This is a genomic window from uncultured Salinicola sp. (assembly GCF_937921195.1).
Classification (GTDB): domain Bacteria; phylum Pseudomonadota; class Gammaproteobacteria; order Pseudomonadales; family Halomonadaceae; genus Salinicola.
On the sequence record NZ_CALFQK010000116.1, the window covers coordinates 1 to 24,020 of the forward strand.

Annotated in this window: 26 protein-coding genes; 16 read left to right on the forward strand and 10 right to left on the reverse strand. The window is 66.6% G+C overall.

The window, feature by feature from the left end; translation table 11 throughout:
• From Q0602_RS12995 to slmA, 14 genes are all read left to right on the forward strand, one after another.
• A partial coding sequence (locus tag Q0602_RS12995) for a zinc-binding dehydrogenase (RefSeq protein WP_298843950.1) occupies positions 1 to 861 on the forward strand: 861 nt, incomplete at its 5' end.
• A 100-nt stretch (positions 862 to 961) separates the two neighbouring features.
• Positions 962 to 1,945 (forward strand): TRAP transporter substrate-binding protein, encoded by a 984-nt coding sequence (locus Q0602_RS13000; protein ID WP_298843953.1) that lies wholly within the window; start codon positions 962 to 964, stop codon positions 1,943 to 1,945.
• An 81-nt stretch (positions 1,946 to 2,026) separates the two neighbouring features.
• On the forward strand, positions 2,027 to 2,617 hold the full coding sequence (locus Q0602_RS13005) for a TRAP transporter small permease (RefSeq protein ID WP_295035894.1): 591 nt from the start codon (positions 2,027 to 2,029) through the stop codon (positions 2,615 to 2,617).
• The gene (locus Q0602_RS13010) at positions 2,617 to 3,897 is read left to right on the forward strand and encodes a TRAP transporter large permease (RefSeq protein WP_149434441.1); all 1,281 of its coding nucleotides are present in this window, start codon (positions 2,617 to 2,619) and stop codon (positions 3,895 to 3,897) included. Before Q0602_RS13005 ends, Q0602_RS13010 begins: the two co-directional genes overlap by 1 nt.
• A 4-nt stretch (positions 3,898 to 3,901) precedes the next feature.
• The gene (locus tag Q0602_RS13015) at positions 3,902 to 5,389 is read left to right on the forward strand and encodes a mannitol dehydrogenase family protein (RefSeq protein WP_298843960.1); all 1,488 of its coding nucleotides are present in this window, start codon (positions 3,902 to 3,904) and stop codon (positions 5,387 to 5,389) included.
• Between the two features lie 2 nt (positions 5,390 to 5,391).
• Positions 5,392 to 6,567, forward strand: a complete 1,176-nt coding sequence (gene uxuA, locus Q0602_RS13020) for a mannonate dehydratase (protein WP_298843965.1) — start codon at positions 5,392 to 5,394, stop codon at positions 6,565 to 6,567.
• 90 nt (positions 6,568 to 6,657) lie between these two features.
• The gene (locus Q0602_RS13025) at positions 6,658 to 7,992 is read left to right on the forward strand and encodes a lactonase family protein (protein ID WP_298843968.1); all 1,335 of its coding nucleotides are present in this window, start codon (positions 6,658 to 6,660) and stop codon (positions 7,990 to 7,992) included.
• A 94-nt stretch (positions 7,993 to 8,086) separates the two neighbouring features.
• Positions 8,087 to 8,500 (forward strand): hypothetical protein, encoded by a 414-nt coding sequence (locus Q0602_RS13030; RefSeq protein WP_298843972.1) that lies wholly within the window; start codon positions 8,087 to 8,089, stop codon positions 8,498 to 8,500.
• Positions 8,501 to 8,605: 105 nt separating this feature from the next.
• Positions 8,606 to 9,865: a bifunctional phosphopantothenoylcysteine decarboxylase/phosphopantothenate--cysteine ligase CoaBC gene (gene coaBC / locus Q0602_RS13035; RefSeq protein WP_298843975.1), complete on the forward strand. Its 1,260-nt coding sequence runs from the start codon at positions 8,606 to 8,608 to the stop codon at positions 9,863 to 9,865.
• Between the two features lie 83 nt (positions 9,866 to 9,948).
• Positions 9,949 to 10,425, forward strand: coding sequence for a dUTP diphosphatase (gene dut / locus Q0602_RS13040; RefSeq protein ID WP_298843978.1), 477 nt, complete (start codon positions 9,949 to 9,951; stop codon positions 10,423 to 10,425).
• Between the two features lie 45 nt (positions 10,426 to 10,470).
• Positions 10,471 to 11,022 (forward strand): YaeQ family protein, encoded by a 552-nt coding sequence (locus tag Q0602_RS13045; RefSeq protein ID WP_298843981.1) that lies wholly within the window; start codon positions 10,471 to 10,473, stop codon positions 11,020 to 11,022.
• A 47-nt stretch (positions 11,023 to 11,069) separates the two neighbouring features.
• A complete protein-coding gene (locus Q0602_RS13050) occupies positions 11,070 to 12,488 on the forward strand; it encodes a phosphomannomutase/phosphoglucomutase (protein ID WP_298843984.1) in 1,419 nt (472 codons plus the stop codon).
• A gap of 92 nt (positions 12,489 to 12,580) precedes the next feature.
• Positions 12,581 to 13,483: an acetylglutamate kinase gene (argB, locus tag Q0602_RS13055; protein WP_295035883.1), complete on the forward strand. Its 903-nt coding sequence runs from the start codon at positions 12,581 to 12,583 to the stop codon at positions 13,481 to 13,483.
• A 123-nt stretch (positions 13,484 to 13,606) separates the two neighbouring features.
• Complete coding sequence (gene slmA, locus Q0602_RS13060; RefSeq protein ID WP_295035882.1) at positions 13,607 to 14,224, forward strand: nucleoid occlusion factor SlmA; 618 nt, start codon at positions 13,607 to 13,609, stop codon at positions 14,222 to 14,224.
• A 126-nt stretch (positions 14,225 to 14,350) separates the two neighbouring features.
• On the opposite strand, the gene rpoH is transcribed toward slmA, so the two are convergent.
• The 4 genes from rpoH to ftsY all read right to left on the reverse strand — a co-directional run bounded on the left by rpoH (position 14,351) and on the right by ftsY (position 18,648).
• Entirely contained in the window at positions 14,351 to 15,217 is an 867-nt protein-coding gene (gene rpoH / locus Q0602_RS13065) for an RNA polymerase sigma factor RpoH (RefSeq protein WP_295035881.1), read from the reverse strand.
• 259 nt (positions 15,218 to 15,476) lie between these two features.
• A complete protein-coding gene (gene ftsX / locus Q0602_RS13070; protein ID WP_298843990.1) occupies positions 15,477 to 16,457 on the reverse strand; it encodes a permease-like cell division protein FtsX in 981 nt (326 codons plus the stop codon).
• Positions 16,454 to 17,122 carry a cell division ATP-binding protein FtsE gene (gene ftsE / locus Q0602_RS13075; protein ID WP_295035879.1) on the reverse strand — a complete coding sequence of 223 codons (669 nt, stop codon included), beginning with the start codon at positions 17,120 to 17,122 and terminating at the stop codon, positions 16,454 to 16,456. Before ftsE ends, ftsX begins: the two co-directional genes overlap by 4 nt.
• Positions 17,119 to 18,648, reverse strand: coding sequence for a signal recognition particle-docking protein FtsY (gene ftsY, locus Q0602_RS13080; RefSeq protein WP_298843993.1), 1,530 nt, complete (start codon positions 18,646 to 18,648; stop codon positions 17,119 to 17,121). Before ftsY ends, ftsE begins: the two co-directional genes overlap by 4 nt.
• Positions 18,649 to 18,776: 128 nt before the next feature.
• Here ftsY and rsmD point away from each other — a divergent pair, with 128 nt between their 5' ends.
• Together rsmD and Q0602_RS13090 are read left to right on the forward strand one after the other, a co-directional pair.
• Entirely contained in the window at positions 18,777 to 19,409 is a 633-nt protein-coding gene (gene rsmD, locus Q0602_RS13085) for a 16S rRNA (guanine(966)-N(2))-methyltransferase RsmD (protein ID WP_298843996.1), read from the forward strand.
• A gap of 110 nt (positions 19,410 to 19,519) precedes the next feature.
• Positions 19,520 to 19,723 (forward strand): cell division protein ZapB, encoded by a 204-nt coding sequence (locus Q0602_RS13090; RefSeq protein ID WP_110602144.1) that lies wholly within the window; start codon positions 19,520 to 19,522, stop codon positions 19,721 to 19,723.
• 133 nt (positions 19,724 to 19,856) lie between these two features.
• Here the strand turns inward: Q0602_RS13090 and Q0602_RS13095 are convergent, their stop codons facing one another.
• The 6 genes from Q0602_RS13095 to Q0602_RS13120 all read right to left on the reverse strand — a co-directional run.
• The gene (locus Q0602_RS13095) at positions 19,857 to 20,360 is read right to left on the reverse strand and encodes a GNAT family N-acetyltransferase (RefSeq protein ID WP_298843999.1); all 504 of its coding nucleotides are present in this window, start codon (positions 20,358 to 20,360) and stop codon (positions 19,857 to 19,859) included.
• A 54-nt stretch (positions 20,361 to 20,414) separates the two neighbouring features.
• Positions 20,415 to 21,284: a hypothetical protein gene (locus Q0602_RS13100; protein WP_298844001.1), complete on the reverse strand. Its 870-nt coding sequence runs from the start codon at positions 21,282 to 21,284 to the stop codon at positions 20,415 to 20,417.
• Entirely contained in the window at positions 21,281 to 21,592 is a 312-nt protein-coding gene (locus Q0602_RS13105) for a BolA/IbaG family iron-sulfur metabolism protein (protein ID WP_298844004.1), read from the reverse strand. Before Q0602_RS13105 ends, Q0602_RS13100 begins: the two co-directional genes overlap by 4 nt.
• 74 nt (positions 21,593 to 21,666) lie before the next feature.
• The gene (locus Q0602_RS13110) at positions 21,667 to 23,055 is read right to left on the reverse strand and encodes an MFS transporter (protein ID WP_298844007.1); all 1,389 of its coding nucleotides are present in this window, start codon (positions 23,053 to 23,055) and stop codon (positions 21,667 to 21,669) included.
• Between the two features lie 46 nt (positions 23,056 to 23,101).
• Complete coding sequence (locus tag Q0602_RS13115; RefSeq protein ID WP_295039231.1) at positions 23,102 to 23,488, reverse strand: hypothetical protein; 387 nt, start codon at positions 23,486 to 23,488, stop codon at positions 23,102 to 23,104.
• A gap of 214 nt (positions 23,489 to 23,702) precedes the next feature.
• The coding region (locus Q0602_RS13120) for an amino acid--tRNA ligase-related protein (protein ID WP_298844011.1) at positions 23,703 to 24,020 on the reverse strand (318 nt) is incomplete at its 5' end.

Sequence of the window (24,020 nt, forward strand, 5' to 3'; positions counted from 1 at the left end):
CGCATTACGGGGCACGAATTCGCCGGCGTCATCCGCGCCGTGGGCGATGGCGTCGATCCCGCCCGCGTCGGCGAGCGGGTCTGTATCGATCCGGTCGTCAACTGCGGCCAGTGCTATCCCTGCCGGATCGGCCGGCCCAACGTCTGCAGCGCGATGCAGGTGATCGGCGTTCACAGAAATGGCGGCTTTGCCGAGCAGGTCAACGTGCCGGCGGCCAACGCCCACTGCATCCCCGACGATCTCGATCTCGACGCTGCCGCCCTGGTCGAGCCCTACTCCATCGCCGCCAACGTGCTCGCGCGGATGGCACCACACCCGGGCGACCGTCTGCTGGTGATCGGTGCCGGCGTGATCGGCCTGACCGTGCTGCAGATGGCGCGCGCCATGGGCCTCGAGGAGGTGATCGTCACCGACATCCTCGACGAACGCCTCGCCACGGCGCGCGAGCTGGGCGCCAGCCACGTGATCAACGGTCGCCTCGAAGATCTCGAACAGGCGGTGCTGGCCGCCACCGATGGCGAGGGCATTCCGCTGATCGCCGATGCCGCCTGCGTACCGGCCATGCTGCCCGCCATGCTGCGGATGGCCTGCCCCGCCGGACGCATCGGACTGCTCGGTTTCAGCCCGACGCCCAGCGACCTGGTTCAGCTGGAAGTGATCAAGAAGGAGCTGACGCTGGTCGGCTCCCGCCTGAACAATCGCAAATTCCCGGAGGTGCTCGAGCATATCGCCGCGGGTCGTCTCGAGCCCCGGGCGCTGATCAGTCATCGCGTCCCGCTCACCGAGATGCCCGGCGCCATCGATCTGCTCGAGAACCACCCGGAACGGGCGCGCAAGGTGCTGGTGAAAATCTCGCCTTGAACGTCCGATCGAGTCCGCCACCCATGCCGGAAGAGACCCGGAACAGCGCTGGCCCGGACAACAACACCGACGCGTACCAACGCGACAGGAGACTCACGCCATGTTGACGACGACAACCCTCAAGCATCTGCTGGCCGGCGCTGCCCTCGGCGCCACGCTGCTGGGCAGCCACGCGGCAATGGCTGCGGACTACACGCTGAAATTCGGCCATCTGGCCAACGAGCAGAACATCTGGAACCAGGCCGCGCTGAAGTTCAAGGAGCTGGTGGAGACCAACTCCGACGGCCGAATCGAGGTCCAGGTGTTCCCCAACGAGCAGCTCGGCAGCGAAATGGATGTGATCAACAGCATCCAGCTGGGCACCGCCGACATGACCATCACCGGCGAGAGTCTCCAGAACTGGGCGCCCAAGGCGGCGATGATGGCCGTGCCCTACCTGTTCCGTGATGCGGACCAGATGCGCAAGGCCGTGGAAGGCGACGTCGGCAAGCAGATCGAGGCGCAGATCACCGAGCGCACCGGGCTGGTGCCGATCGCCTGGTTCGAGCGCGGTCCGCGCGAACTGACCTCCAATCGCCCGATCAAGACCCCTGACGACCTCGACGGCCTGCGCATTCGCGTGCCCAACGTGCCGCTGTTCGTCGATACCTGGGAAGCGCTGGGCGCCCGCCCGACCCCGATGGCCTTCAGCGAAGTCTTTACCTCGCTGCAGCAGAACACCATCGAGGCCCAGGAGAACCCGCTCAGCCTGATCGAAAGCGCCAGCTTCAACGAAGTCCAGCAGTACGTGGACATGACCGACCACGTGCGCAGCTGGATCTACGTGGTGATCGGCAAGCAGAAGCTCGAGTCGATGCCGGACGACCTGCAGAGCGTGGTGAGAGACGCCGCCAGCGAAATGCAGTCCTATGAGGAAAAACTGTTCGTCGAGGACCAGAAGCGTCTCGAACAGGCGCTCAAGGACAAGGGCATGGAGTTCGTCGAGGTGGATCAGGCCGCCTTCGCCAAGAAAGCCGAGCCCGCCGTGCTCGACGCCTTGAATGACGATCAAAAAGCGCTCTACAAGGCCATCCAGGATCTGTAATCCCCCTTCGGATTACCGCGCCAAGGCATGCGGGGGCAGCGCGATCGCCGCTCCCGTTTCTCATCTCGTTCGGAGACCGCCATGTCGGAACAAGAGACGGACATTCACCAGGACATCCAGGAAAATCTCGAGATACTGACTCGCGTTCCGCGACTGGGCGGCCCCATTGGCCGACTGGCCAACGCGCTCGACCGCGTTCTGCTGACACTGGCCGTCATCGCGCTGGTGAGCCTGTCGCTGACCGTGCTGCTGCAGGTCGCGTCGCGCCTGTTCCTGCCCATCACGCTGTCGTGGACCGAAGAGCTCACCCGCTACCTCTTCATCTACATGGTGGCGCTGGGTGCCGGCGTCGTGCAGCACCGTCACCGCCACGTCAATGTGGAGCTGTTCCACGGCTGGCTCGGTTTCCGTGGTCGGGCCGCCTACCTTACGCTGATCTCGGCGATCACCTTCGCCTTCACGCTGGTGGTGCTGCCCAACGCCTGGCAGTTCGCCCAGATCGGCGCGTTCCAGACCTCGCCGACGCTGCGCCTCCCCATGCTCTACATCTTTCTCTCTTCGGTGGTGCTGTTCGGGGCGCTGTTGCTCTACAGCCTGATCGGCCTCGCCGAGGGCATCACCGCCATGGTTCGTGGCGACCGCGCCGAAGCCACCCGACAGGAGGCGCTCTGATGGAAATCGCCGTTCTCTTCATCACCTTTCTGGCACTGCTGCTGATCGGTCTGCCGATCGCCTTCTGCCTCGGCGTGTCGTCACTCGCCTACCTGATGCTTGGCGGCATCTCGCTGACCATCGTGCCGCAGCGCATGTTTTCCGGCATCGACTCCTTCGTGCTGCTCTGCATTCCCGGCTTCGTGATGGCCGGCAACCTGATGAACGTGGGTAATATCACCCAGCATATCGTGCGCTTCTCCAACGCCCTGGTCGGCCATATCCGCGGCGGCCTGGGCCTGGCCAACGTCGGCGGCTCGATGATCTTCAGCGGCATCTCCGGCACCGCGGTGGCGGACGCCGCCAGCATCGGCTCGGTGATGATTCCGGGCATGTCCAAGGCCGGCTACGACAAGCCGTTCGCCGCCGCCGTGACTGCCGCCTCCTCCACTATCGGCCCGATCATTCCACCCAGCGTGCCGATGATCATCGTCGGTTCGCTCTCCGGCATCTCCGTCGGCCGCATGTTCCTCGCCGGTGCGCTGCCCGGCCTGCTGCTGGGCGTGGCGATGATGATCACCGCCTACTGGCTGGCGGTGCGGCGCGGCTACCCCAAGGAGAAGCGTGCCACCGCCAGGGAGCTGCTCAAGGAGGGCCGCAGCGCGTTCTGGGCGCTGCTGATGACCTTCATCATCCTCTACGGCATCATCGGCGGCCTGTTCACGCCGACCGAGGCGTCGATCGTCGCCAGCCTCTACGCCCTGCTGGTGGGCACCTTCATCTACAAGGGCATCAACTGGCGCAACCTGGGCGGCATCCTTTCCGATACCGTCATCACCTCCGCCTCGCTGATGCTGCTGGTCGGCCTGGCCAATCTGTTCGGCTGGATCCTGACCAGCCAGCAGATCCCCCAGATGCTCGCCGATGCCATTCTCGGCATCAGCAGCAACCCGATCGTGGTCATCCTGATCCTCAACCTGATTCTGCTGTTCGTCGGCGCCTTCATGGAGACCATCGCCGCGCTGATCATCCTGTTCCCGGCCCTGCTGGGCGTGGCGACGGGGATCGGCATGGACCCGATCCACTTCGGCGTGATGGCGGTACTCAACCTGATGATCGGCCTGACCACGCCGCCGGTGGGCGTCTGCCTGTTCGTGGTATCGAGCATCGGCAAGCTGCCCATGCTGCGGGTGGCGAAAGCCATCGTGCCCTTCCTGATCTGCAACCTGATCGTGCTGATGCTGGTGTCGTTCGTGCCGGCGCTGTCGCTATGGTTGCCCAATCTGCTGATGGGGAAATAGCCTCATGGCCGCAGCCGACATCCATATCGAGCGAGAACCGAGCCGACGGCCCCCGAGCGGGATCGGCATCGTCCACCTGGGCCTGGGCGCCTTTCACCGCGCCCATCAGGCGGTGTACCTGCAGCGACACCTCGACCGAACCGGTGCGGACGACTGGGGCATCAGCAGCGCCAATATCCGCGCCAATCGCACCCTGGTCGATCAACTGCGCGACGGCGACTGCCGCTATCACGTGGCCGAATTCAGCGACAGCGAGCATGTCACGCTGCGGGAGATCACCGCCATCCGTGAAGCGCTCTACGCGGGGCCGGACGGCCCGGACCGGGAACGGCTGCTGGCGCGGATGAGCGATCCCGCCGTGCGCATCGTCACCCTCACCGTGACCGAAAAAGGCTACTTCCTCAGCCCGGGCAGCGGCGAGCTGCTGACCGACGCGCCAGCGATCGCCCACGACATCGCCCATCCCGAATCGCCGGATACCGCACCGGGCACGCTGTTGGAGGCACTGGCGCGACGCCGCTCGGCAGGCGTCCCACCGTTCGCCGTGCTCTGTTGCGACAACATGCCCCATAACGGCCGGCGCACGCGGCGTGCAGTGGTCTCGCTGGCCCGGCATCGCGATGGCGAACTGGCCGACTGGATCGACGCCAGCGTCGCTTTCCCCTCGAGCATGGTGGATCGCATCGTGCCGGCGATGACCGACGCGGACAGAACACGCCTGGCCGGACTGGGCATCGACGACCCTGCCGCCGTGGTCTGCGAGACCTTCAGCCAGTGGGTGGTCGAGGACGATTTCCCGCTGGGCCGGCCGGACTGGGAGGCCGAAGGCGTCGAGATGGTCGCCGATGTCGCCCCGTTCGAGACCATGAAGCTGCGCCTGCTCAACGGCGCCCACTCGCTGCTCGCCTATCTCGGCGCGCTGGCCGGTATCGAGACGGTGGACGCCGCCGTCGCGCGCCCCGCTTTCCGCCAGCTGCTCCGGCACTACTGGCAGCAGGACGCGATCCCGACGCTGTCGTTGCCGGCGGCAACCGATGTCGCTGCCTACACCGACGGTCTGCTGGCCCGCTTCGGCAACGACAGCCTGCGTCATCGACTGCAGCAGATCGCCATGGACGGCTCCCAGAAGCTGCCCCAGCGCTGGCTGGCCGGCGGTGTCGAGCGGTCGATCGACACCGCCGACATCAACGTAACCGCGCTGGGCGTTGCCGGCTGGATTCGCTACACCGCCGGCACCGACCTCAGCGGCCAGCCGCACCCGGTGGACGACCCCATGGCCGAGACGTTCGCCGCGCTCCATCGTCGCCATGGCGACGACCACGCCGCGCTGATCGACGCCTTCCTCGCCCTCGATGCCGTCTTCCCCGCCGCGCTGCGCGACGATCGACGGTTCGCCCGGCAGATCCTCGAAGCGCTGACGCGACTGGAGAGCGGCGGCGTGGAATCGGCCATTGCCACTTTGACACTCAACGCTTCTGATCGGGACGCTTGATCATGGAACATACCTGGCGCTGGTTCGGCCCGGCCGACCCCATCACCCTCGACGAGATTCGCCAGGCCGGCGCGACCGGCATCGTCACGGCCCTGCACGAGATCCCCAACGGCGAGGTGTGGCCGGTGGAAGCGATCGTCGAGCGCAAGCGCCTGATCGAAGCGGCGGGACTCACCTGGTCGGTCGTGGAGAGCGTGCCGGTACACGAGGCGATCAAGCAGGACCTGCCGGCAGCCGCGCGCTACATCGACAACTATCGTCGAACGCTTGCCAACCTCGGCGAATGCGGTATCGATGTGGTCTGCTACAACTTCATGCCGATCCTCGACTGGACCCGCACCGACCTCGCCTGGCCGTTGTCGAACGGCGGGACGGCGCTGCGCTTCGACCAGACCGCCTTCGCCGCTTTCGATCTCTTCCTGCTCGAGCGCGAGGGTGCCCAGGCGGATTACGGCAACGCCGAGCGGGAAGCCGCCAGCGCCTATCTCGATACGCTCGACGCCGCGGCGCGAAAGCGCCTGATCGATACCGTCATCGCCGGACTGCCCGGCACCGAGGAGCACTACACGCTCGAGGACTTCCGCCGGGTGCTGGATGGCTATCGCGGGATCGACGCCAACCGGCTGCGCGACAATCTGGCAGCGTTCCTGCGCGCCATCGTCCCGGCGGCAGAGGAAGCCGGGGTCCGCCTGGCGATCCATCCGGACGACCCACCCCGCGAGCTGCTCGGGCTGCCGCGTGTCGTGTCGACCGCCGAAGATGCCCAGTACGTACTCGATAGCGCGCCGAGTCCTGCCAACGGCCTGACCTTCTGCACCGGTTCCTACGGCGTTCGCGAAGACAACGATCTCGTCGCCATGGCCAGGCGGTTCGCGCCGCACATCCACTTCGTGCACCTGCGCGCCACCCGCCGCGAAGCCGACCCGCTCAGTTTCCACGAGGCCGAGCATCTGGACGGCGACGTCGACATGGTGGGCGTGATCGGCGAGCTGGTTCGCGAACAGCGGCGTCGCCAGCGTGAAGGCGGCCACCGCCTGCCCATGCGCCCCGATCACGGTCACCACCTGCTCGACGATCTGAAGCGCGACAGTCGCCCCGGCTATCCGCTGATCGGCCGGCTCAAGGGGCTGGCCGAACTGCGCGGGGTGGAAGCGGCGATGCAGCACTGGATCCCGTAGCGGCCGTCTCGGCATCACGCCGAGGCGAGCGCTACCCAACTTGCGGCCGACGCCGATAACGCCCGACCGCCAGACCCTGGAGTCATCGAGATGACAGTCAAAGAGCAACAACAACGGCCCTCGAGTGCTTCCTCAGCCACCACTGGCCTCTCTCGGCGCACTTTCCTGCAGGCGGTGGGCGCCAGCGCGGCCTGGGCGGTCAGCGCGCCGGGCGTCTTCGCCCAGAACACCGCATCGCAGGCCGACCCGAACGCACCGGCCGCGGCGCGCTATCTGTATGTCGGCACCTATTCGGCGCCGAACACGGCTCCCGGTGGTGTCGCTCCGAGCCGCGCCGAAGGCCTCTACGTCTACCGCCTGAATCACGCCACCGGCGATCTGAGCCACGTCCAGACGGTCACCGCCGACAACCCCTCGTTTCTCGCCGTGGCGCCGTCACAGCGCTATCTCTACTGCGTCAACGAACTCGGCGCGGACGCCTCCGGCGAGCCGCTGGGCCGGGTCAGCGCTTACGCGATCGACCCCGACACCGGCAAGCTGACGCTGATCAACGCCCGCTCGACCCGCGGCACCTGGCCCTGCCACTGCGCCGTTCACCCCTCGGGCGGGCACCTGCTCGCGGCCAACTACGGCACCGGCACCTTCGCCGTCTTCCCGCTGGGCGAGGATGGCCGAATCGAGCCGATGAGCGACCTGTTCCAGGCGCCGGGCAATGGCGGCGGGCCCGACCCGGTACGCCAGGAGGGGCCCCACGCCCACATGATGCTCGCCAACCCCGGCGCCCAGCACGTCTTCGGGGTGGACCTGGGCGGCGATACGCTGCTGGCGTGGCAGCTCGACCCGGCGACGGGCAAGCTGGCACCCGGACCGGTGCCGCGGGCCAGCGTGCCCTCCGGCAGCGGCTGTCGCCACCTGGCGTTCCACCCCGACGAGCGCCGGGCCTACGTGATCAACGAGCTCTCTTCGACCATCGACGTGTTCGACTTCGAGCCCCGCCGGGGCGCCTTCATCTGGCGCCAGTCGATCTCCACGCTGCCCCAAAACACCCCCTTCACCCGTCCCGCCTTCAATCCCGACAACCCGGGCGACGTGCCGACAGGGACGAACACCACCGCCGAAATCCGGGTTCATCCCAGCGGACGCTGGGTCTATGCCACCAATCGCGGGATGGACAGCATCGCCATGTTCGCGGTCGACCCGAACTCGGGGCGTCTGGCCTCCACGGGCTGGGTCCAGAGCCGGGGGCAGATCCCCCGGGGCATGAACATCGAACCGTCCGGCCGCTGGCTCTACGTGGGCAATCAGAACTCGGACACCATCGCGGTGTTCCGCATCGGCGCAGAGGACGGCCAGCTCGAAGGCCCGATCAAGCTGATCGACAGTCCGGTGCCGGTCGATTTCGCCTTCGGCCCCGCGGTGCGCTAAGGCGGCGGTGGAAGCGGCTCGGTTGGCGTCCGTGCATGGCGAGGGACGCCGACTGGGCTATGGTGAAACCACACCTTCACCTCTCGGAGCCATCATGAACCGACTGCCTTCGTTCGATTCGCACAAGCGCCTGGCCACCCTGGCCATCGCCGTCGCCCTCGGCGGCGGTGTCCCCAGCGCCCTCGCCGCCGACCCCGACACCGCATCGGCGCAGACCGAGCGCCCCCGGGTGCTCAGCGGCGACGAGATCCAGCAGCAGGTCTGGGGGCATCGCGTCCAGGGCGCCATGGCGAGCGGCCAGCAGTACGACGAAGTCTATCGCCAGGACGGCAGGATCGAGGGCGACGGCTACACCGGGCAGGCCACGATCGTCGACGATCGCATGTGCTTCGACTACGGCGACGACAAACCGACCTGCTATGGCGTCCGCCACGACGGTGACGACAGCATCGAGTGGCTCGACGGTGACGTCGTCGTCGGCGAGGGAGAGCTCGGCAACGCCGAGTGATCGCCACGGGCGGCCGCTGCAACGGCGGTCGCCACTTTTGCCTCACCGTTACGCAACCCGCGACCGCAGTGGTATGGTAACGGCCGAACCATCAGGACAGATCCCATGTCGCTACCGATTGGTCCGGGATTGGCCGGAACCCGCATTCTGCTTGGCATCAGCGCCGGCATCGCCGCCTACAAGAGTGCCCATCTCGCCCGCCTGTTGAAGAAGTCGGGCTTCGAGGTGCGCGTGGTCATGACCGAAGGCGCCCAGGCTTTCATTACCCCGCTGACACTGCAGGCGTTGACCGGCGAGCCGGTGCGGACGTCGCTGCTGGATCCGGAAGCCGAAGCCGGCATGGGCCACATCGAGCTGGCGAAATGGGCGGATGTCATCCTGATCGCCCCCGCCACCGCCGACCTGATGGCACGGCTGGCCCACGGTCACGCCGACGACCTGCTGACCACCCTCTGCCTCGCCACCGAAGCTCGCTGCCTAATGGCGCCCGCCATGAACCAGGCGATGTGGCGTCATCCGGCGACCCTGGCCAATGCCGACCGGCTGGTTGAGCTGGGCTGGACCCTGCTGGGCCCCGACGCCGGCGACCAGGCCTGCGGCGACGTCGGCCTCGGCCGCATGCTGGAGCCGGAAACCATTCTCGCCCAGCTGCTGGGCGAGCTCGAGCCGGCCCGGGACGAGGCGCTCCGGGTGATGCCCGTGCACCGGGATCTGGTCGGCAAGCGCGTGGTCATCACCGCCGGGCCGACCCGCGAAGCGCTGGACCCGGTGCGCTATCTCTCCAACCACAGCTCCGGCAAGATGGGCTACGCCCTGGCCGCGGCCTGCGCCGAGCGTGGCGCCAGCGTCACGCTGGTCAGCGGGCCGGTGGCGCTCTCGACGCCACCCGGTGTCGAACGGATCGAGGTGATCTCGGCTGTCGAGATGCTGACCGCGGTCGAATTCTGCATGCCCTGCGATCTGTTCATCGGTTGCGCCGCGGTGGCCGACTATCGCGCCGCCGCCATCGGCGAACACAAGCTGAAGAAGACGGAAGACGCTAGCGGGCTGACCCTCGAGCTGGTCCGCAATCCGGATATCGTCGCCACGATCGCGGCACGCCCGGACCGACCGTTCACGGTCGGCTTTGCCGCCGAGACGCAGGCACTGGAGACGCACGCCGGCAGCAAGCTCGAACGCAAGCGCCTGGATCTGGTCGTCGCCAACGATGTCTCCCGCGAGGGGGTCGGCTTCGGCGGCGACGACAATGCCGCCACGCTGCTGTGGAGAGAGCGGGAGCGGACTCGGCGCCACGCGCTACCGCGGCAGCCCAAGACGGCGTTGGCCAACGCCATCGTCGACCACATCGCCGATCGGATGCGCTAGCGCATCCGATCCGCGCCCCAGCGGTGGTAAACTGGGCGGCTTGCTCGTCATCTCACTTCATGCGCCATCAGGAACGACGCTACATGTCACTCAGCACTTCGCCCGCCAGACCCAAGCTCTCGGTCAAGATTCTCGATGAGCGGGTACACGACTACCCGCTGCCCCACTACGCCACCGCAGGCAGCGCCGGCATGGACCTGCGCGCACTGCTCGACGACGCGTTGACGCTGGCTCCCGGCGACAGCGCCCTGGTCCGCACCGGCCTCGCCATCCACATCGGCGACCCGGGGCTGGCCGGCGTGGTATTGCCGCGCTCCGGACTCGGCCACAAGCACGGCATCGTGCTGGGCAACCTGGTCGGGCTGATCGATTCCGACTACCAGGGCGAGCTGATGATCTCGGTGTGGAACCGTGGCCGGGACACTTTCGTGCTCGAGCCCGGCGAGCGGCTGGCGCAGTACGTGCTGGTGCCGGTGATCCAGGCCGAGCTCGACATCGTCGAGGAGTTCGTCGCCACCGAGCGCGCGGGCGGCGGGTTCGGCCACTCCGGCCGGCAGTGAATCGTCTCCCGTCTCCCACAACCGCTCTCTGCGAGGACATGTCACGTGGCGCTAAGCGCAACCATCTATAAAGCGAGACTCAACGTCAGCGATCTGGATCGCCACTACTATGGCGATCATGCGTTGACCGTGGCCTGTCACCCGTCCGAGACGGCGACGCGCCTGATGGTGCGCCTGCTGGCATTCATCGACAATGCCCACGCCATCGGCACGGACAACGATCTCGCCATGACGCGCGGCCTGAGCAGCGAAGACGAGCCGGATCTCTGGCTCAAGGCGGCGGATGGGCGAATCCTGTCATGGATAGAGCTGGGCGAACCGTCGCTGAAGCGCATCAAGCAGGGCCTTTCCCGGGCGGAACGGGTGCTGGTCTATCCCTATGCGCCGCGCAGTGCCGCACAGTGGTGGAAGAAGCTCGAAAGCGATGTTCGGGCGCTGCCCCGGGTGACGGTCTGGAGTCCGCCGGCAGAACCGTTGGCGGCGCTGACCGCGCTCGTCGATCGCAACCTGAGCCTCGACGCCACCCGGATGGAAGGCGAATGGCTGATGACCGACGGCCAGGCTTCGGTGGCGCTGGAGTTCGAGCGCTGGACATGAACTCGAATCGAAGCCGTTCGGTGGCGAAGACAAAGGAAGGTTGGAAAATGACGACGAATGAGCGGCCCGGTGCCGACGTACCGGCCTCGATCTTCAGGGCCTACGATATTCGCGGCATCGTCGACGAGACGTTGACCGAGGAGACCGTGGAATGGATCGGTCGCGCGGTGGGTAGCGAAGCGGCGGCGAGAGGTCAGCAGACCGTGATCGTCGCCCGTGATGGCCGCCACTCCGGCCCTCGCCTCCAGGCGGCGCTGATCCGCGGCCTGCGGGCTTCCGGCCGTGACGTGATCGATATCGGGCGCGTGCCGACCCCGGTACTCTACTTCGCCACCGCCACCCTGGCCGAGAGCGCCAGCGGGGTGATGGTGACCGGCAGCCACAACCCGCCGGACTATAACGGCTTCAAGATCGTGCTCGATGGCGTGGCGATCTCCGGCGAGGCGATCACGGACCTGCTCGAGCGCATCCGCAGCGGCGAGTTGACCGAGGGCGAGGGTTCACTCCAACGGCGCGACATCGGCGAAGCGTATCTTCAGCGCATCCTGGGTGACCTCTCCCTCGCCCCGGGCCGGGCCGGACGCCCGCTCAAGGTGGTCGTGGATTGCGGCAATGGCGTCGCCGGCGAACTGGGGCCCAGGCTGATCGAGGCGCTGGGGGCGGAAACCATCCCCCTGTTTGCCGAGATCGACGGCGATTTCCCCAACCATCATCCCGATCCCGGCAAGCCGGAAAACCTGGTCGACCTGATCGCCAAGGTCCGGGAGACCGGTGCCGATATCGGGCTGGCTTTCGACGGCGACGGCGACCGCCTGGGCGTGGTGACGCCGGCCGGCGAGATGATCTACCCGGACCGGTTGATGATGGCCTTCGCCACCGACCTGCTCGAGCGGGAGCCTGGCGCGCGTATCGTCTTCGACGTCAAGTGCACCGGCAACCTGGCCCGGATCATCGAACGGGCCGGGGGCGAGCCCGAGATGTGGCGCACCGGCCACTCGTTGATCAAGGCGCGCATGAAGGAGACCGGCGCGCAGCTGGGCGGCGAGATGAGCGGCCACATCTTCATCAAGGAACGCTGGTACGGCTTCGACGACGGACTCTACGCCGCCGCCCGGCTGCTGGAGATTCTGTCGCGCCAGACGGTGGATGCCGATCGCTACTTCAGAGCGTTTCCGCAGGACGTCAGCACGCCGGAGCTGAACGCCCCGGTGACCGACGAGGAGAAGTTCGCGATCGTCGAGCGACTGGCCGAGAATGGCGACTTCGGTCAGGATGGCATCAAGACGACACTGGACGGCATCCGCGTCGACTACCCCGACGGCTGGGGGCTCTGTCGGGCCTCCAACACCACGCCGATGCTGGTCCTGCGGTTCGAAGGCAAGGACCGGGCGGCGCTGGCGCGCATCCAGCAGCGGTTCGGCGCCGCGGTGCTCGCGGTGGCGCCGCACGTCGAGCTGCCCTTCTGAGATCGCAGAGCACGAGACGTACGCAACGAAAGGGAACGCGCCGCCGGTATCGATAGACTCACGGCGCATAGACAGTGGAGAGATAACGCCTCATGAACGAGAGCCCGCGCGACCCGCGTCAGGTGGTCGAGATTCTGTCGGAGGCGCTGCCCTACATCCAGCGCTATTCCGGCAAGACGGTGGTGGTCAAGTATGGCGGCAACGCCATGACCGAGGACACCCTGATCGACTCCTTCGCCCGCGACATGGTGTTGATGAAGGAGGTCGGCATCAACCCGGTGGTGGTCCATGGCGGCGGCCCGCAGATCGGCCAGCTGCTGGCACGGCTCAACATCGAATCGCGCTTCGTCAACGGCATGCGCGTGACCGACGCCGAAACCATGGACGTGGTCGAGATGGTGCTGGGTGGGCTGGTCAACAAGAACATCGTCACCCAGATCAACCAGTGTGGCGGCAAGGCGATCGGCCTGACCGGCAAGGACAACGCCCAGATACGGGCACGCCAGCTCAAGGTCGAGCAGTACAATCCGGCGCTGGCCGAACCCGAGATCATCGATATCGGCCACGTCGGCGAGGTCGAGCATATCTCCACCGACCTGATCGAGATGCTGGCCGAGCGGGATTTCATTCCCGTCATCGCGCCGATCGGGGTCGATCGCGAAGGCCATAGCTACAACATCAACGCCGACCTGGTCGCCGGCAAGGTGGCCGAAGCGCTCAAGGCCGAGAAGCTGATGCTGTTGACCAACGTCGCGGGGCTGCAGGATGCCGAGGGCAAGGTGATGACCGGCCTCTCGACGGAACAGGTCGACGCGTTGATTGCCGACGGGACGATCTACGGCGGCATGCTGCCGAAGATCCGTTGCGCGCTGGATGCGGTCAAGGGCGGCGTCGGCAGCGCTGTCATCGTCGATGGCCGCGTCGTCCATTCGACACTGCTGGAGATCTTCACCGATGCCGGGGTCGGCACGCAGATCACCGATCATCGCGACTGACCTCGACAATAATCCTTTTCCATACATCGCGGGCGTGGAAGGCCCTCCCGGGCGCCAGACAGTTGACGAGCACCCGGGGCGCTCCAGGAAGGAGCCCCGACGAGAAGACCGATAAGAATCGCCATGACGCAGGCAACCCCCCAACTCTCCCGCCGTGAACAGATCCTCCAGGCACTGGCACTGATGCTCGAGGAGGACAGCGGCAAGCGTATCACCACCGCCGCGCTGGCCCGTCAGGTCGGCGTCAGCGAAGCGGCGCTGTACCGCCACTTCCCGAGCAAGGCGCGCATGTTCGAGGGGCTGATCGAGTTCATCGAGGCCAGTCTGTTCGAGCGCATCCGGCGCATCCTCGACGACGAGCCGTCGGCCCTCGCCCGCTGCGAGACGATCGTCCAGCTCGTGCTGGTCTTCGCCGAGAAGAACCCGGGTCTCAGCCGGCTGATGGACGGCGACGTACTGACGGGCGAAACCGCCCGGCTGCGCACCCGCATGTCGCAGCTGTTCGAGCGGCTCGAAACCCAGTTGAAGCAGATCCTGCGCGAGGCGGAACTGCGCGAGGGGCTGCGCCCCCAACTGCCGGTCTCCGCCGCCGCCAATCTGCTCTCGGCCTTCGTCGAGGGCCGGATCAGCCAGTACGTGCGCAGCGATTTCCGTCACCAGCCCACCGCACACTGGGAGGACCAGTGGCGCCTGCTGGGCGGCGGGCTGCTGACCACGGCGCACCAGACGACGTCCGCCTAGCGGCGAATCCGGAGTGACGGACCGCAAAAAGCCCGGCGATTGCCGGGCTTTGCGTGTCTAGCTGTCGTGATGTACCAGTTCGTTGCCTGCTACGGTTGCCCTCCCGGTTCGTCGACCAAGGGCGGCTCACGCCGCGATCGCGTCGCCGAGCTGCAGTTTGATCTTTTTCATCGCGTTCTTCTCGAGCTGGCGAATGCGCTCGGCGGAAACGCCGTAGACATCGGCGAGATCGTGCAGGGTGGACTTGTGCTCGGAGAGCCAGCGCCGCTGCAGGATATCGCGAGAGCGGTCATCCAGCTCGCTCAGCGCTTCCCGCAGGCGGCGGGTGTAGTCGGCTTCCCAGTCGTCCGCCTCGAGCTGTGCCGCCGGGTCGAAGCTGTGATCCTCGAGATACTGCGCCGGCGCCTGGTAGCTCTGCTCGTCGTCCTCGCCCGGCGAGGCGTCGAAGCCGGCGTCATAGGAAGCCAGCCGACCCTCCATCTCGCGTACCACCTTGGGCTTGACGTCGAGATCCTTGGCGATGGCATCGACTTCGTCGTTGTTCAACCAGGCCAGACGCTTTTTGGCGCTGCGCAGGTTGAAGAACAGCTTGCGCTGGGCCTTGGTGGTGGCGATCTTGACGATACGCCAGTTGCGCAGCACGTACTCGTGGATCTCCGCCTTGATCCAGTGCACCGCGAACGACACCAGACGAACGCCCTGATACGGATCGAACCGCTTGACCGCCTTCATCAGGCCGACATTGCCTTCCTGGATCAGGTCCGCCTGTGGCAGGCCGTAGCCGGAGTAGCTGCGGGCGATGTGAACGACGAAGCGGAGATGAGACATGATCAGACGACGGGCCGACTCGAGATCGTCCTCCTCGTGCAGCCGCACGGCAAGATCGTGCTCCTCGTCCGCCGTCAGCACGGGAATGCCGTTGACGGCCTGAATGTAGCCGTTGAGATCGTGACCCGGGGAGAGATTCCCGATGGCTTGAAGACTGGTGCTCATGTGCGTTGTCTCCATGGTTGACGGCGTGCCGGTGTGGAGAGCCAGTCGGCTCGATCCGCCGTGACACACGCCGCAACAGGTTGTTCTGCCTGTCTGCGAGGATACTTGATGAGACCCTCAATTTAGACAAAAGTTCAAGATGTTTGCCAGTCTCGATGACTCGGAAACCAACCGTCGACTGGTGCTGACCCAGCATCCTGGGTGACCTTCTTACCGTATTCCGGCCCCGTTGACCAGCGTCAGGGCACCCGCTACCACCCTAGCGCGGCTTGATGTCCGCCAGATGACGCCCGACGGCAAGCCATGCGCCCAGCCAGCCCAACAGTGTACTAAAAAGTAGCAGAAAAGCCGAGTGACTGGCGCCCAGGGAAGGCAGCGCGAACTGGGCACCGTAGCTCTCCGCCAGCGCCGCGACGGGGGATGCCAGCCAATTGCCGCCGACGACCAGCATGACCAATGCCAGCACGCCGCCCCCGAGCCCGTACCAGGCGCCACTATAGAGAAATGGGCGTCGCACGAAAGCGTGGGTGGCGCCGATCAGGGTCACGACTTCGATCTCCTGACGCCGACTCTCCACCGCCAACCTGACCGTGTTGCCGACCACCAGCAGCACACCCAGACCGAACAGCAGCGCCAGTGCCAGCGCGACACGCTGACCGAGCGCAGCCAGTTGCTGAAGCCGATCCAGCCACGCCAGGTCCAGGCGAACCTCGTCGACGCCATCGAGCGTCTGCAGACGCTGGCTCAGCGACTGCACGGCGGCGGGATCGGTATCGTCGGGGGTCACCACGACGCTCGCCGGCAGCGGGTTGGCGTCGAGCTGGGAGAGCGCATCCTCGACGCCCAGCGTCTGCTGGAACTCCGCCAGCCCCTCCGCCGCCGTCACCAGACGAGTCCCTGCGACCCCGCTCTGCTCGCCGACTTCGGCCGCCAGGCTCATGGCCCGGGATTCGTCGACACCGGCGTCGAAATAGACCGTCAGCGTGGCGCTCTCGTCCAGCTCGGCATCGACCAGACGCGCACTGTCCAGGGCCAGCCACAGGCCCGCGGGCAGGATCAACGCAATGGCGATCGCGAGCATGGTCAGTAACGTCGATATCGGGCGTCTGACCAGACGCAGGGCGCTGTCGCTCATCATGGCCCGGTGATGCCGCAACCAGGCCCGACCGCCGCCGGACGCCCGACTCGTGGGCTTCTGTGCGCCTCGCCGGGAGACGCCGGTGGATTGGCGCTCGCTCATGCCGCCTCCCCGTCGCCGACGAGCCGGCCATCCCGCAACTTCAGCACCCGGTGGCGTAACCGGGCGATGAGGGCGAGATCGTGGCTCGCCACCAGCACCGTCGTGCCGATGCGATTGAAGTCCTCGAACAGCCGCATGATGTCGGCGGAGAGCTGGGGATCGAGATTACCGGTGGGCTCGTCGGCCAGCAGCAACGCCGGCTTGTTGACCACCGCGCGAGCTATGCCCACGCGCTGCTGCTCGCCGGTGGATAGCTCGATCGGCAGCGCCCGCTCGCGGTGCAGCAGCCCGACCTTGTCCAGAGCGGCCCGCACGCGCCTGCCGGCATCGACGGGCTCGACGCCCTGGATGGTCAACGGCAGGGCGACATTGGCGAAGATATCGCGATCGAACAGCAGCTGATGATCCTGGAAAACGACGCCGATCTGACGCCGGTAGTAGGGAACCTGACTGATGTGCAGCCGATCCAGGTCGTGGCCGGCGACCAGTACCCGGCCGCGCGAAGGGCGTTCGAGCCGCATGATCAGCCGCAGCAGCGAGCTCTTGCCGGCACCGGAGTGACCGGTGAGGAAGAGCATCTCGCCGCGCTCGACCCGGAAATTGATATCGGCCAGCGCCTCGAAGCGCCCGCCGTAGCGCTTGCCGACGTGCTCGAACGCAATCATGAATCCGCGTCGCTGTCCCGGCCGACGTCTCGATCGAAGAGCGCCCTGACGAATGTCCCGGCGTCGAACGGGCGCAGGTCCTCCAGCGACTCGCCGACACCGATGAAGCGAATCGGCGTTCCCATCTTCTTGGCCAGGGCAAAGATGATGCCGCCCTTGGCAGTGCCGTCGAGCTTGGTCAGGGTAATCCCGGTCACCGGGATCGCCTCGTCGAATGTCTCCGCCTGGGAGATCGCGTTCTGCCCCGTTCCTGCGTCGAGCACCAGCATCACTTCATGGGGGGCGCTGGCATCGAGCTTGGCCATGACCCGCTGCACCTTCTTGAGCTCTTCCATCAGATGGCTCTTGTTGTGCAGACGACCGGCGGTGTCCGCGATCAGCACGTCCACCTTGCGCGCCCGTGCGGCGGCGACCGCATCGTAGATGACCGAGGCACTGTCGGCGCCGGTGTGCTGGGCGATCACCGGCACCCGGTTGCGCTCGCCCCAGACCTTGAGCTGCTCCACCGCCGCGGCGCGGAAAGTATCGCCGGCAGCCAGCATCACGCTGCGCCCCTCGTTCTGGAACCGCTGGGTCAGCTTGCCGATGGTCGTGGTCTTGCCGACGCCGTTGACGCCGACCATCAGGATCACGAACGGCCCCTCTCCCTTGGCCGGCAGTTGCAGCGGCTGGGAAACCGGTTCGAGCAACGCCGCCAGCTCTTCCTGAAGCGCGCGGTACAGGGCATCGGCATCGGCCAGCTCCTTGCGCGAGACCCGGCCGGTCAGGCGCTCGATGATCTCGCTGGTGGCCTCGATCCCCACGTCCGCCAGCAGCAGTTGGGTCTCGAGATCCTCCATCAGCTCATCGTCGATCTGCTTCTTGCCCAGCAGCAGGTCGGCAATGCCGTCGGTCAGGTTGGCGCGCGTGCGCCCGAGGCCGGCACGCACGCGCGAAAGCCAGCCACCCTTGGGCTTTTCCCGCGGCGCCGGCGTCTGCCCGTCCGCTGCCTCCGCCGAGGGCGCTGGCGTCACGTCGGTCGCCAGATCGGCCTCGCGGGTGCCATCCGCCGGAACTTCCTGAAGGGCCGATTGCGGCGACTCCTGCTCCAGCGGCTGACCCAGCGCCTCCTCGGCGGCCGTCGCCTCGACCGGCGAGGGCTGGTAGTCCACCGGCACCGGATGATCGGGAAATCCGGTCTCGACGATCGATTCCGCGGCGGGCGTGACGGTTTCCACCGTCGGCGAGGCCTCTGCCGCTTGGGAGGGTGACGCTTCGGCGGCCCCGGGAGTGGCATCCCCGGCCACGTGCCGCTCGTCCTGCCCGGCAGCCGGCTGCGGCTCGTCGGCAACGGTGCTGGCGGAGCGGTCGCCTTCGACGCCCTCTTCCCGGTCCTCGGCCACGCCGGCTTCCGGGTTCTCTTGTTCTAACGCCGACTCGTGTTCTGACGCCGACTCGTGTTCTGACGCCGACTCGGCCCGTTCCGACTCGCGCCGACGTGCCTCTTCTTCCTGCTGCTTTTTACGACTCTTGAATAGTCCGAACATGGATGGCTTCACTGCTGAAAAGCCGTGCTCGCGCCACTCACCAGTGTCGACCGTCACGGCTTCGGAGAATATCGTTATCGAGAGCTCATCCTATCACCGCGAGTGTTGCGGGGGTACAATTGCGCGCCATGAATCGACGCCGCCCACGCCGGGTTCCCGACGGCACCCGCCCACGCCAGCCCCCTCATGCCACCTCTCGCGGTGGCCGTGGCCAGCTGCGCCTGATAGGCGGCGAATTTCGTCGCCGCAAGCTGCCGATACCGGACAGCCCAGGCCTGCGCCCGACACCGGACCGGGTACGTGAAACCCTGTTCAACTGGCTGGCTCTCGATATTGGCGGGCGGCGGGTGCTGGACCTCTACGCTGGCACCGGCGCACTCGGCCTGGAAGCGTTGTCGCGCGGGGCGGCCCAGACCACCTTCGTCGAATCCACCGCCCCGGTGGCCAAGGCGCTGGAAGCGAATATCGCGACACTGGGCGCCGCCGGACACGTCGTCGGCGCCCCCGTCGAACGGTTCCTGGCGACGCCCCCCAGCAGGTTCGATCTCGTCTTTCTCGACCCGCCTTTCCGCCAGGGACTGGCCGCGAAGACCTGCCTCGACCTGGAGCTGGGCGATTGGCTGGCGCCCGATGCCGTCATCTATGTCGAGACGGAACACGAGCTTGCCTGGTCCCCGCCGGCCCCTTGGCGACTGCATCGCGAAATCGTCGCGGGAGACAGCCATGGGCGGCTTTTCAGACGTCAGTCCGAAGCCGGCTGACGTCGCCACTTCGAGACGCTTGTCGTCGGTCTCGGCGCCACGTAGGCTGCGGCCATCGAACAGGCGACCATACCTCGGGAACGAGTCACGAACTTTCAAGGAGAGTGCAGATGAACGGTGAAATCTTCGCCAAACTGGAACAGAAGATTCAGGATGCCGTCGACAGCATCGAGATGCTGAAGATGGAGAACGAGGAACTCAAGGCGGAGAACGCACGCTTCCAGCAGGAGCGCGAGGAGTGGGAACAGCGTCTCGGTGGACTGCTCGACAAGCTGCAGTCGCTGGACAGCGCCTCGACCAGCGACAACGGCTGAAACGGCGGCTGAGACGGCGGAACGGGGCGACCTGCGCAGGACGCCCCATCCGGCGGACCGCCCACCGCTGCCTAGCCTTTCTCTCCTCCGGAGCCGCTGCCAGGTCTCCTCGCGCCCGACCCGGCGCCCTGAATCAGTCGCCTCGGACCAGATCCCGCGACATCAGCAGCGCATCCTCTCCGCGTCCATCGTCACGGCGATAGTAACCGCGGCGCTGGCCGTCGATTCTGAAGCCGGCACGCTCGTACAGTCGCCGCGCCGCCAGGTTCGACTGCCGCAACTCGAGCAGCAGGCGCTCGGCACCCCGGGCACGGGCGCACCGCATGACCCACCCCAGCATCTCCCGCGCCAGGCCTTGGCGGCGCGCATCGGGTAGCACGCAGATCGACTGCAGCTCGGCGTCAAAAGGCAGGTAGGCCAGGATGGCGACGGCCCACAGCGCGCTGTCGTTGGCCGACCGGACGCCCCAGACCGCATAATCCTCGTCCCTCAACGCCGCTTCCAGCAGCGCTTCCGACCAGGCGTCATCGTTGGCCCGGCGCTCGAACCTTACCAGCGCCGGCAGGTCCTCCGCGCCGAGCCGGACCGGCACGGTCCTGCCGAGGGAGGCCTCGGGATGAAAAGCGTCGATGGGCATGGGCGTTACTCGAGGAGGTTCGTTCAAGCCCTGAGGACCGGCAGGCGACGCCTGCTATTCAGGAGCATCCAGGCCCTGCCGCCAGGCGCTTCCCGCCGTCTGCAGCAGGGGCCAGCACGCACGCTTGGCACTGGCCGAGTCCAGCATGTCGTCGGGGTGTGGCAGGTGATGACAGGTCCATTCGAGCTCGTTCGCCGGATCGTCCAGCAGCGACGACCAGACCTCGTCGCCCACGATGACGGCGCCGTCGATTTTCATGCCGTGGCGACGCGCCTGCCCGGCACAGAAGACCTGAATGCCCTCGCGCGCCTCACCGACGGGATCGCTGGCTGGCATGTCCATCAACGGCCAGGTCAGACGCGACAGCGGCGCCCCGCCAGCGGGCATGCCGACGCTCTTCAGCATCTGTCCCAGCAGCGCCTGCCCCGCGGCGGAGATCGGCCGCTCGCCGGGCAGCATCAACCACCAGCGCTCACCGATGACCGACAGCGACAGGGTGAATCGAAGCGGATCGACCGCTGGCGCCGCTTCCCTGGTAGCGTTCGCAGGGGCCTGCTCGGCCCCGGTGTCCTCTGACGACGGGGAAACCGCCGCAGCATCGGGATCGGCAGCCTGGTGGGGAGACGGCCGGGGCGACTCGCCCCGGGCCGCGTCTCCCCCGAGCAGGGCCCTGGCTCGCGATAGCGGCGCCGCGGTTTGCGGCGTCGGCGCTTCATCGGTGGCGGGGCGATCGCGCTCGACCGGCCGTGCCGGCGTCTCCAGCAACGCCTGCAGTCGCTGCCCTCGCGCCGGTTTCTCCGGTTCGGGAGCGACTTCCCATTCGACCTGCCCGGTCGGTCTGGCATTGACGAAGCGGTACCGCGAAGCCCAGCTGGCAATCCCCATGGCTTCGAGATACTGCAGCCGCTGCGGATCGCCGATCACTGGCCGCCCCCACCGCGGCAGTTGGGCGAATCCGGACGGACGCCGCCGCGGGTCGACCACTGCTGCGGCGTGTAGAGATGCAGAGCCAGCGCATGGACGGGGCCGGCGAGCTCATCGGCCAGCAGACTGTAGATCAACTGGTGGCGCTTGACCGGCATCAGCCCGGCGAATCGCTCGGAGACCAGCGTCACCTTGAAGTGGGTTTCGGAATCCGGCGGCACATGATGCATGTGGCTCTCGTTCTCGACCGCCATCTCGACCGGCTCGAGCGTCGCGAGTTTCTCTTCGATACGTGCCTGAACACTCATGACAGTTCCTCCTGAACCAACCGGACCATTGTAACGCCTTGCTCGGGCATTGGGTGAAGCCTCGAGAAAAGGACTCAGCGCCGAACGCCCTTGGCGGCCATCGGCGTGCGATAGAGGCTCAAGGCCAGTGCGATCACCACCGATGCACACCCCACCCACAGCGACAGCGTGAGCGAACCGAACGAGAGGCCGAGGATCAGCCCGACCAACGCCGTGCCCAGCGACTGCCCGAAGGTGCGCACCGACGCCAGCACGCCGGAGGCGTTGGCGCTGAGGTCGACCGATACGCTACCGATCATCTCGCGATTGTTCGGCGCCTGGAACAGACCGTAACCCACCCCGCACAGCGCGGTTCGCCAGATCACGTCGAGATAGCTCGAGTCGGCGTCCAGGCCGGTCAACGCCAGCATGCCGAGCAGGAACAACCCCAGGCCGGTCGAACTGATCAGCGCCGGATTGCCCTTGTCGGCCAGGCGCCCTGCCAGCGGTCCGATGATCATGATCACCAGCGGCCAGGGCGTGAACAGCACCGCCGACATGATCGGCGATACGCCCATGACGGTCTGGTAGAGAAACGGCAGTCCCACGAACGCCACGCCCTGGGCCAGGAACGCGAACATCGACACCACCGCCGCGAACGAGAAGCGCGGCTCGGCAAACAGTGCCAGCGGCACCAGCGGCCTGGCGACATGGCGCTGGCGATAGACGAATCCCACCAGGCAGATCGCGCTGAGCGCCAGCGTCGCCGAGGCCAGCGCTCCACCCTTGCCATGGCCGAACTGATCCAGTGCGAAGACGCTGCCGCTGAGCATGACGATGGACATCAGCGCGCCCCAGACATCGATTCGCCCGAGGATGGGTTTCTCCCGCGGCAGAGCGCGCACGCCAAGTACGAGCGCCAGCAGTCCGATCGGCACGTTGATGGCAAACAACCATGGCCAGCTCGCCACGTGCAGGATCAGCCCCCCCAGCGACGGCCCTGCGGCGATACCGAACGCCACCGTCAGCGCGCTCAGGCCGATTGCCGATCCCAGCAGCCGGGTGGGGAAGATGATCCGGTAGAGGGAGGGGCCAATGCTCAGCATCGCAGCGGCGCCGATCGCCTGCAGCCCCCGCATCACCAGCAGGAATTCGAACGACCGGGCCAGCGCACAGCCCAGCGATGCCACGGTGAAGAATGCCAACCCGCCGATATAGAGGCGATGACGCCCGACGCGCCGACTCACCGCGGCGAAGGTCAGCAGTAGCGCCGCCGTCACCAGTTGATAGACGTTGGCGATCCAGATCGATTCGGAGCCACTGATCGCCAGCTCTTTGGCCAGCGTGGGAAGGGCAATGTTGACGATGCCGTTGTCCAGCACCGCCATCTGGGTGCCAGTGATCATCGCCAGCAGCGCCAGCTTGCGTTCACGCCCGGGTAGACCGTCGTCCCCCGTCCGCTCCTCGAACAGCCGCTTCAGCATGGACTGAAGAAGCGCTCGGCACCGCCCTCAAGCAACATCCGGCCCATCACTCCTCGTCGGTCTCCATCAGCAGCTCGTCGTCGACTTCGGAGGTTTCCAGCTCGGCCTCGTCGTCGAGATCCACCGCCAGATAGCTGTGTTCCAGGGTGAGAAACGTCTCGAACAGCGCCCAGTTCAGGCTCTCCGGCCACTGACGCTCATCCTCCTCCCAGGCTCGCAGCTCGGTCTCGAGGATGTCGTAGTAGCGCTCTCCGACATAGGCCTGCAGGGCTTCCGGCGTATCCATCTCGGGAATGAGATAGACGGTATTCTCGCCAGCGATGTCGTCGAGCGTCAGGTCGTCTTCACCGACAGTCGGCTCCAACGAGTTGACCCAGTCGACGAACGCCTGGGTCGGCTTGACGCTCAGCGCGGAACGGTTGAGCAGCTTCATCGGTGTCACCTCTTCTTGGGAACCGCACGGGGTCGGCGGAATTCGAACCGCTGCCATTATGGGCGCTAGGCGCGCCCCTGACCAATAACTCTTACCCGGCTGCGCCGCGAGCCGCGACTGCAAGTCTCACCAGAAACGCAAAGTTCGCAAGCTCGTAGCCCGTAGCCCGTAGCCCGTAGCCCGTAGCCCGTAGCTCGTAGCTCGTAGCTCCGTATTATTCCGGACGCATCGCCGGGAACAGCAACACATCCCGAATCGACGGACTGTCGGTCAACAGCATCACCAGCCGGTCGATGCCGATGCCCTCGCCGGCGGTCGGCGGCATGCCGTACTCCAGTGCGCGCACGTAGTCGGCATCGTAGTACATCGCCTCGAGGTCACCGGCGTCCTTCTCGGCGGCCTGGGCCGCGAAGCGCTCGGCCTGGTCCTCGGCATCGTTGAGCTCGGAGAAGCCGTTGGCGATCTCGCGCCCGCCGACGAAGAACTCGAAGCGCTCGGTGACGAACGGGTCGTCGTCCTTGCGCCGCCCCAG

Excerpts from the sequence above, each read along its gene's own strand:
- coaBC (WP_298843975.1), top strand. The coding sequence starts at position 8,606 with ATGTCGCTACCGATTGGTCCGGGATTGGCCGGAACCCGCATTCTGCTT.
- uxuA (WP_298843965.1), top strand. The coding sequence starts at position 5,392 with ATGGAACATACCTGGCGCTGGTTCGGCCCGGCCGACCCCATCACCCTC.
- ftsE (WP_295035879.1), bottom strand. The coding sequence starts at position 17,122 with ATGATTGCGTTCGAGCACGTCGGCAAGCGCTACGGCGGGCGCTTCGAG.
- Q0602_RS13115 (WP_295039231.1), bottom strand. The coding sequence starts at position 23,488 with ATGAAGCTGCTCAACCGTTCCGCGCTGAGCGTCAAGCCGACCCAGGCG.
- Q0602_RS13015 (WP_298843960.1), top strand. The coding sequence starts at position 3,902 with ATGGCCGCAGCCGACATCCATATCGAGCGAGAACCGAGCCGACGGCCC.
- Q0602_RS13105 (WP_298844004.1), bottom strand. The coding sequence starts at position 21,592 with ATGAGTGTTCAGGCACGTATCGAAGAGAAACTCGCGACGCTCGAGCCG.
- slmA (WP_295035882.1), top strand. The coding sequence starts at position 13,607 with ATGACGCAGGCAACCCCCCAACTCTCCCGCCGTGAACAGATCCTCCAG.
- Q0602_RS13025 (WP_298843968.1), top strand. The coding sequence starts at position 6,658 with ATGACAGTCAAAGAGCAACAACAACGGCCCTCGAGTGCTTCCTCAGCC.
- Q0602_RS13090 (WP_110602144.1), top strand. The coding sequence starts at position 19,520 with ATGAACGGTGAAATCTTCGCCAAACTGGAACAGAAGATTCAGGATGCC.
- Q0602_RS13095 (WP_298843999.1), bottom strand. The coding sequence starts at position 20,360 with ATGCCCATCGACGCTTTTCATCCCGAGGCCTCCCTCGGCAGGACCGTG.
- Q0602_RS13030 (WP_298843972.1), top strand. The coding sequence starts at position 8,087 with ATGAACCGACTGCCTTCGTTCGATTCGCACAAGCGCCTGGCCACCCTG.
- ftsY (WP_298843993.1), bottom strand. The coding sequence starts at position 18,648 with ATGTTCGGACTATTCAAGAGTCGTAAAAAGCAGCAGGAAGAAGAGGCA.
- Q0602_RS13010 (WP_149434441.1), top strand. The coding sequence starts at position 2,617 with ATGGAAATCGCCGTTCTCTTCATCACCTTTCTGGCACTGCTGCTGATC.
- dut (WP_298843978.1), top strand. The coding sequence starts at position 9,949 with ATGTCACTCAGCACTTCGCCCGCCAGACCCAAGCTCTCGGTCAAGATT.
- argB (WP_295035883.1), top strand. The coding sequence starts at position 12,581 with ATGAACGAGAGCCCGCGCGACCCGCGTCAGGTGGTCGAGATTCTGTCG.
- rsmD (WP_298843996.1), top strand. The coding sequence starts at position 18,777 with ATGAATCGACGCCGCCCACGCCGGGTTCCCGACGGCACCCGCCCACGC.
- rpoH (WP_295035881.1), bottom strand. The coding sequence starts at position 15,217 with ATGAGCACCAGTCTTCAAGCCATCGGGAATCTCTCCCCGGGTCACGAT.
- Q0602_RS13110 (WP_298844007.1), bottom strand. The coding sequence starts at position 23,055 with ATGCTGAAGCGGCTGTTCGAGGAGCGGACGGGGGACGACGGTCTACCC.
- Q0602_RS13000 (WP_298843953.1), top strand. The coding sequence starts at position 962 with ATGTTGACGACGACAACCCTCAAGCATCTGCTGGCCGGCGCTGCCCTC.
- Q0602_RS13005 (WP_295035894.1), top strand. The coding sequence starts at position 2,027 with ATGTCGGAACAAGAGACGGACATTCACCAGGACATCCAGGAAAATCTC.
- Q0602_RS13050 (WP_298843984.1), top strand. The coding sequence starts at position 11,070 with ATGACGACGAATGAGCGGCCCGGTGCCGACGTACCGGCCTCGATCTTC.
- ftsX (WP_298843990.1), bottom strand. The coding sequence starts at position 16,457 with ATGAGCGAGCGCCAATCCACCGGCGTCTCCCGGCGAGGCGCACAGAAG.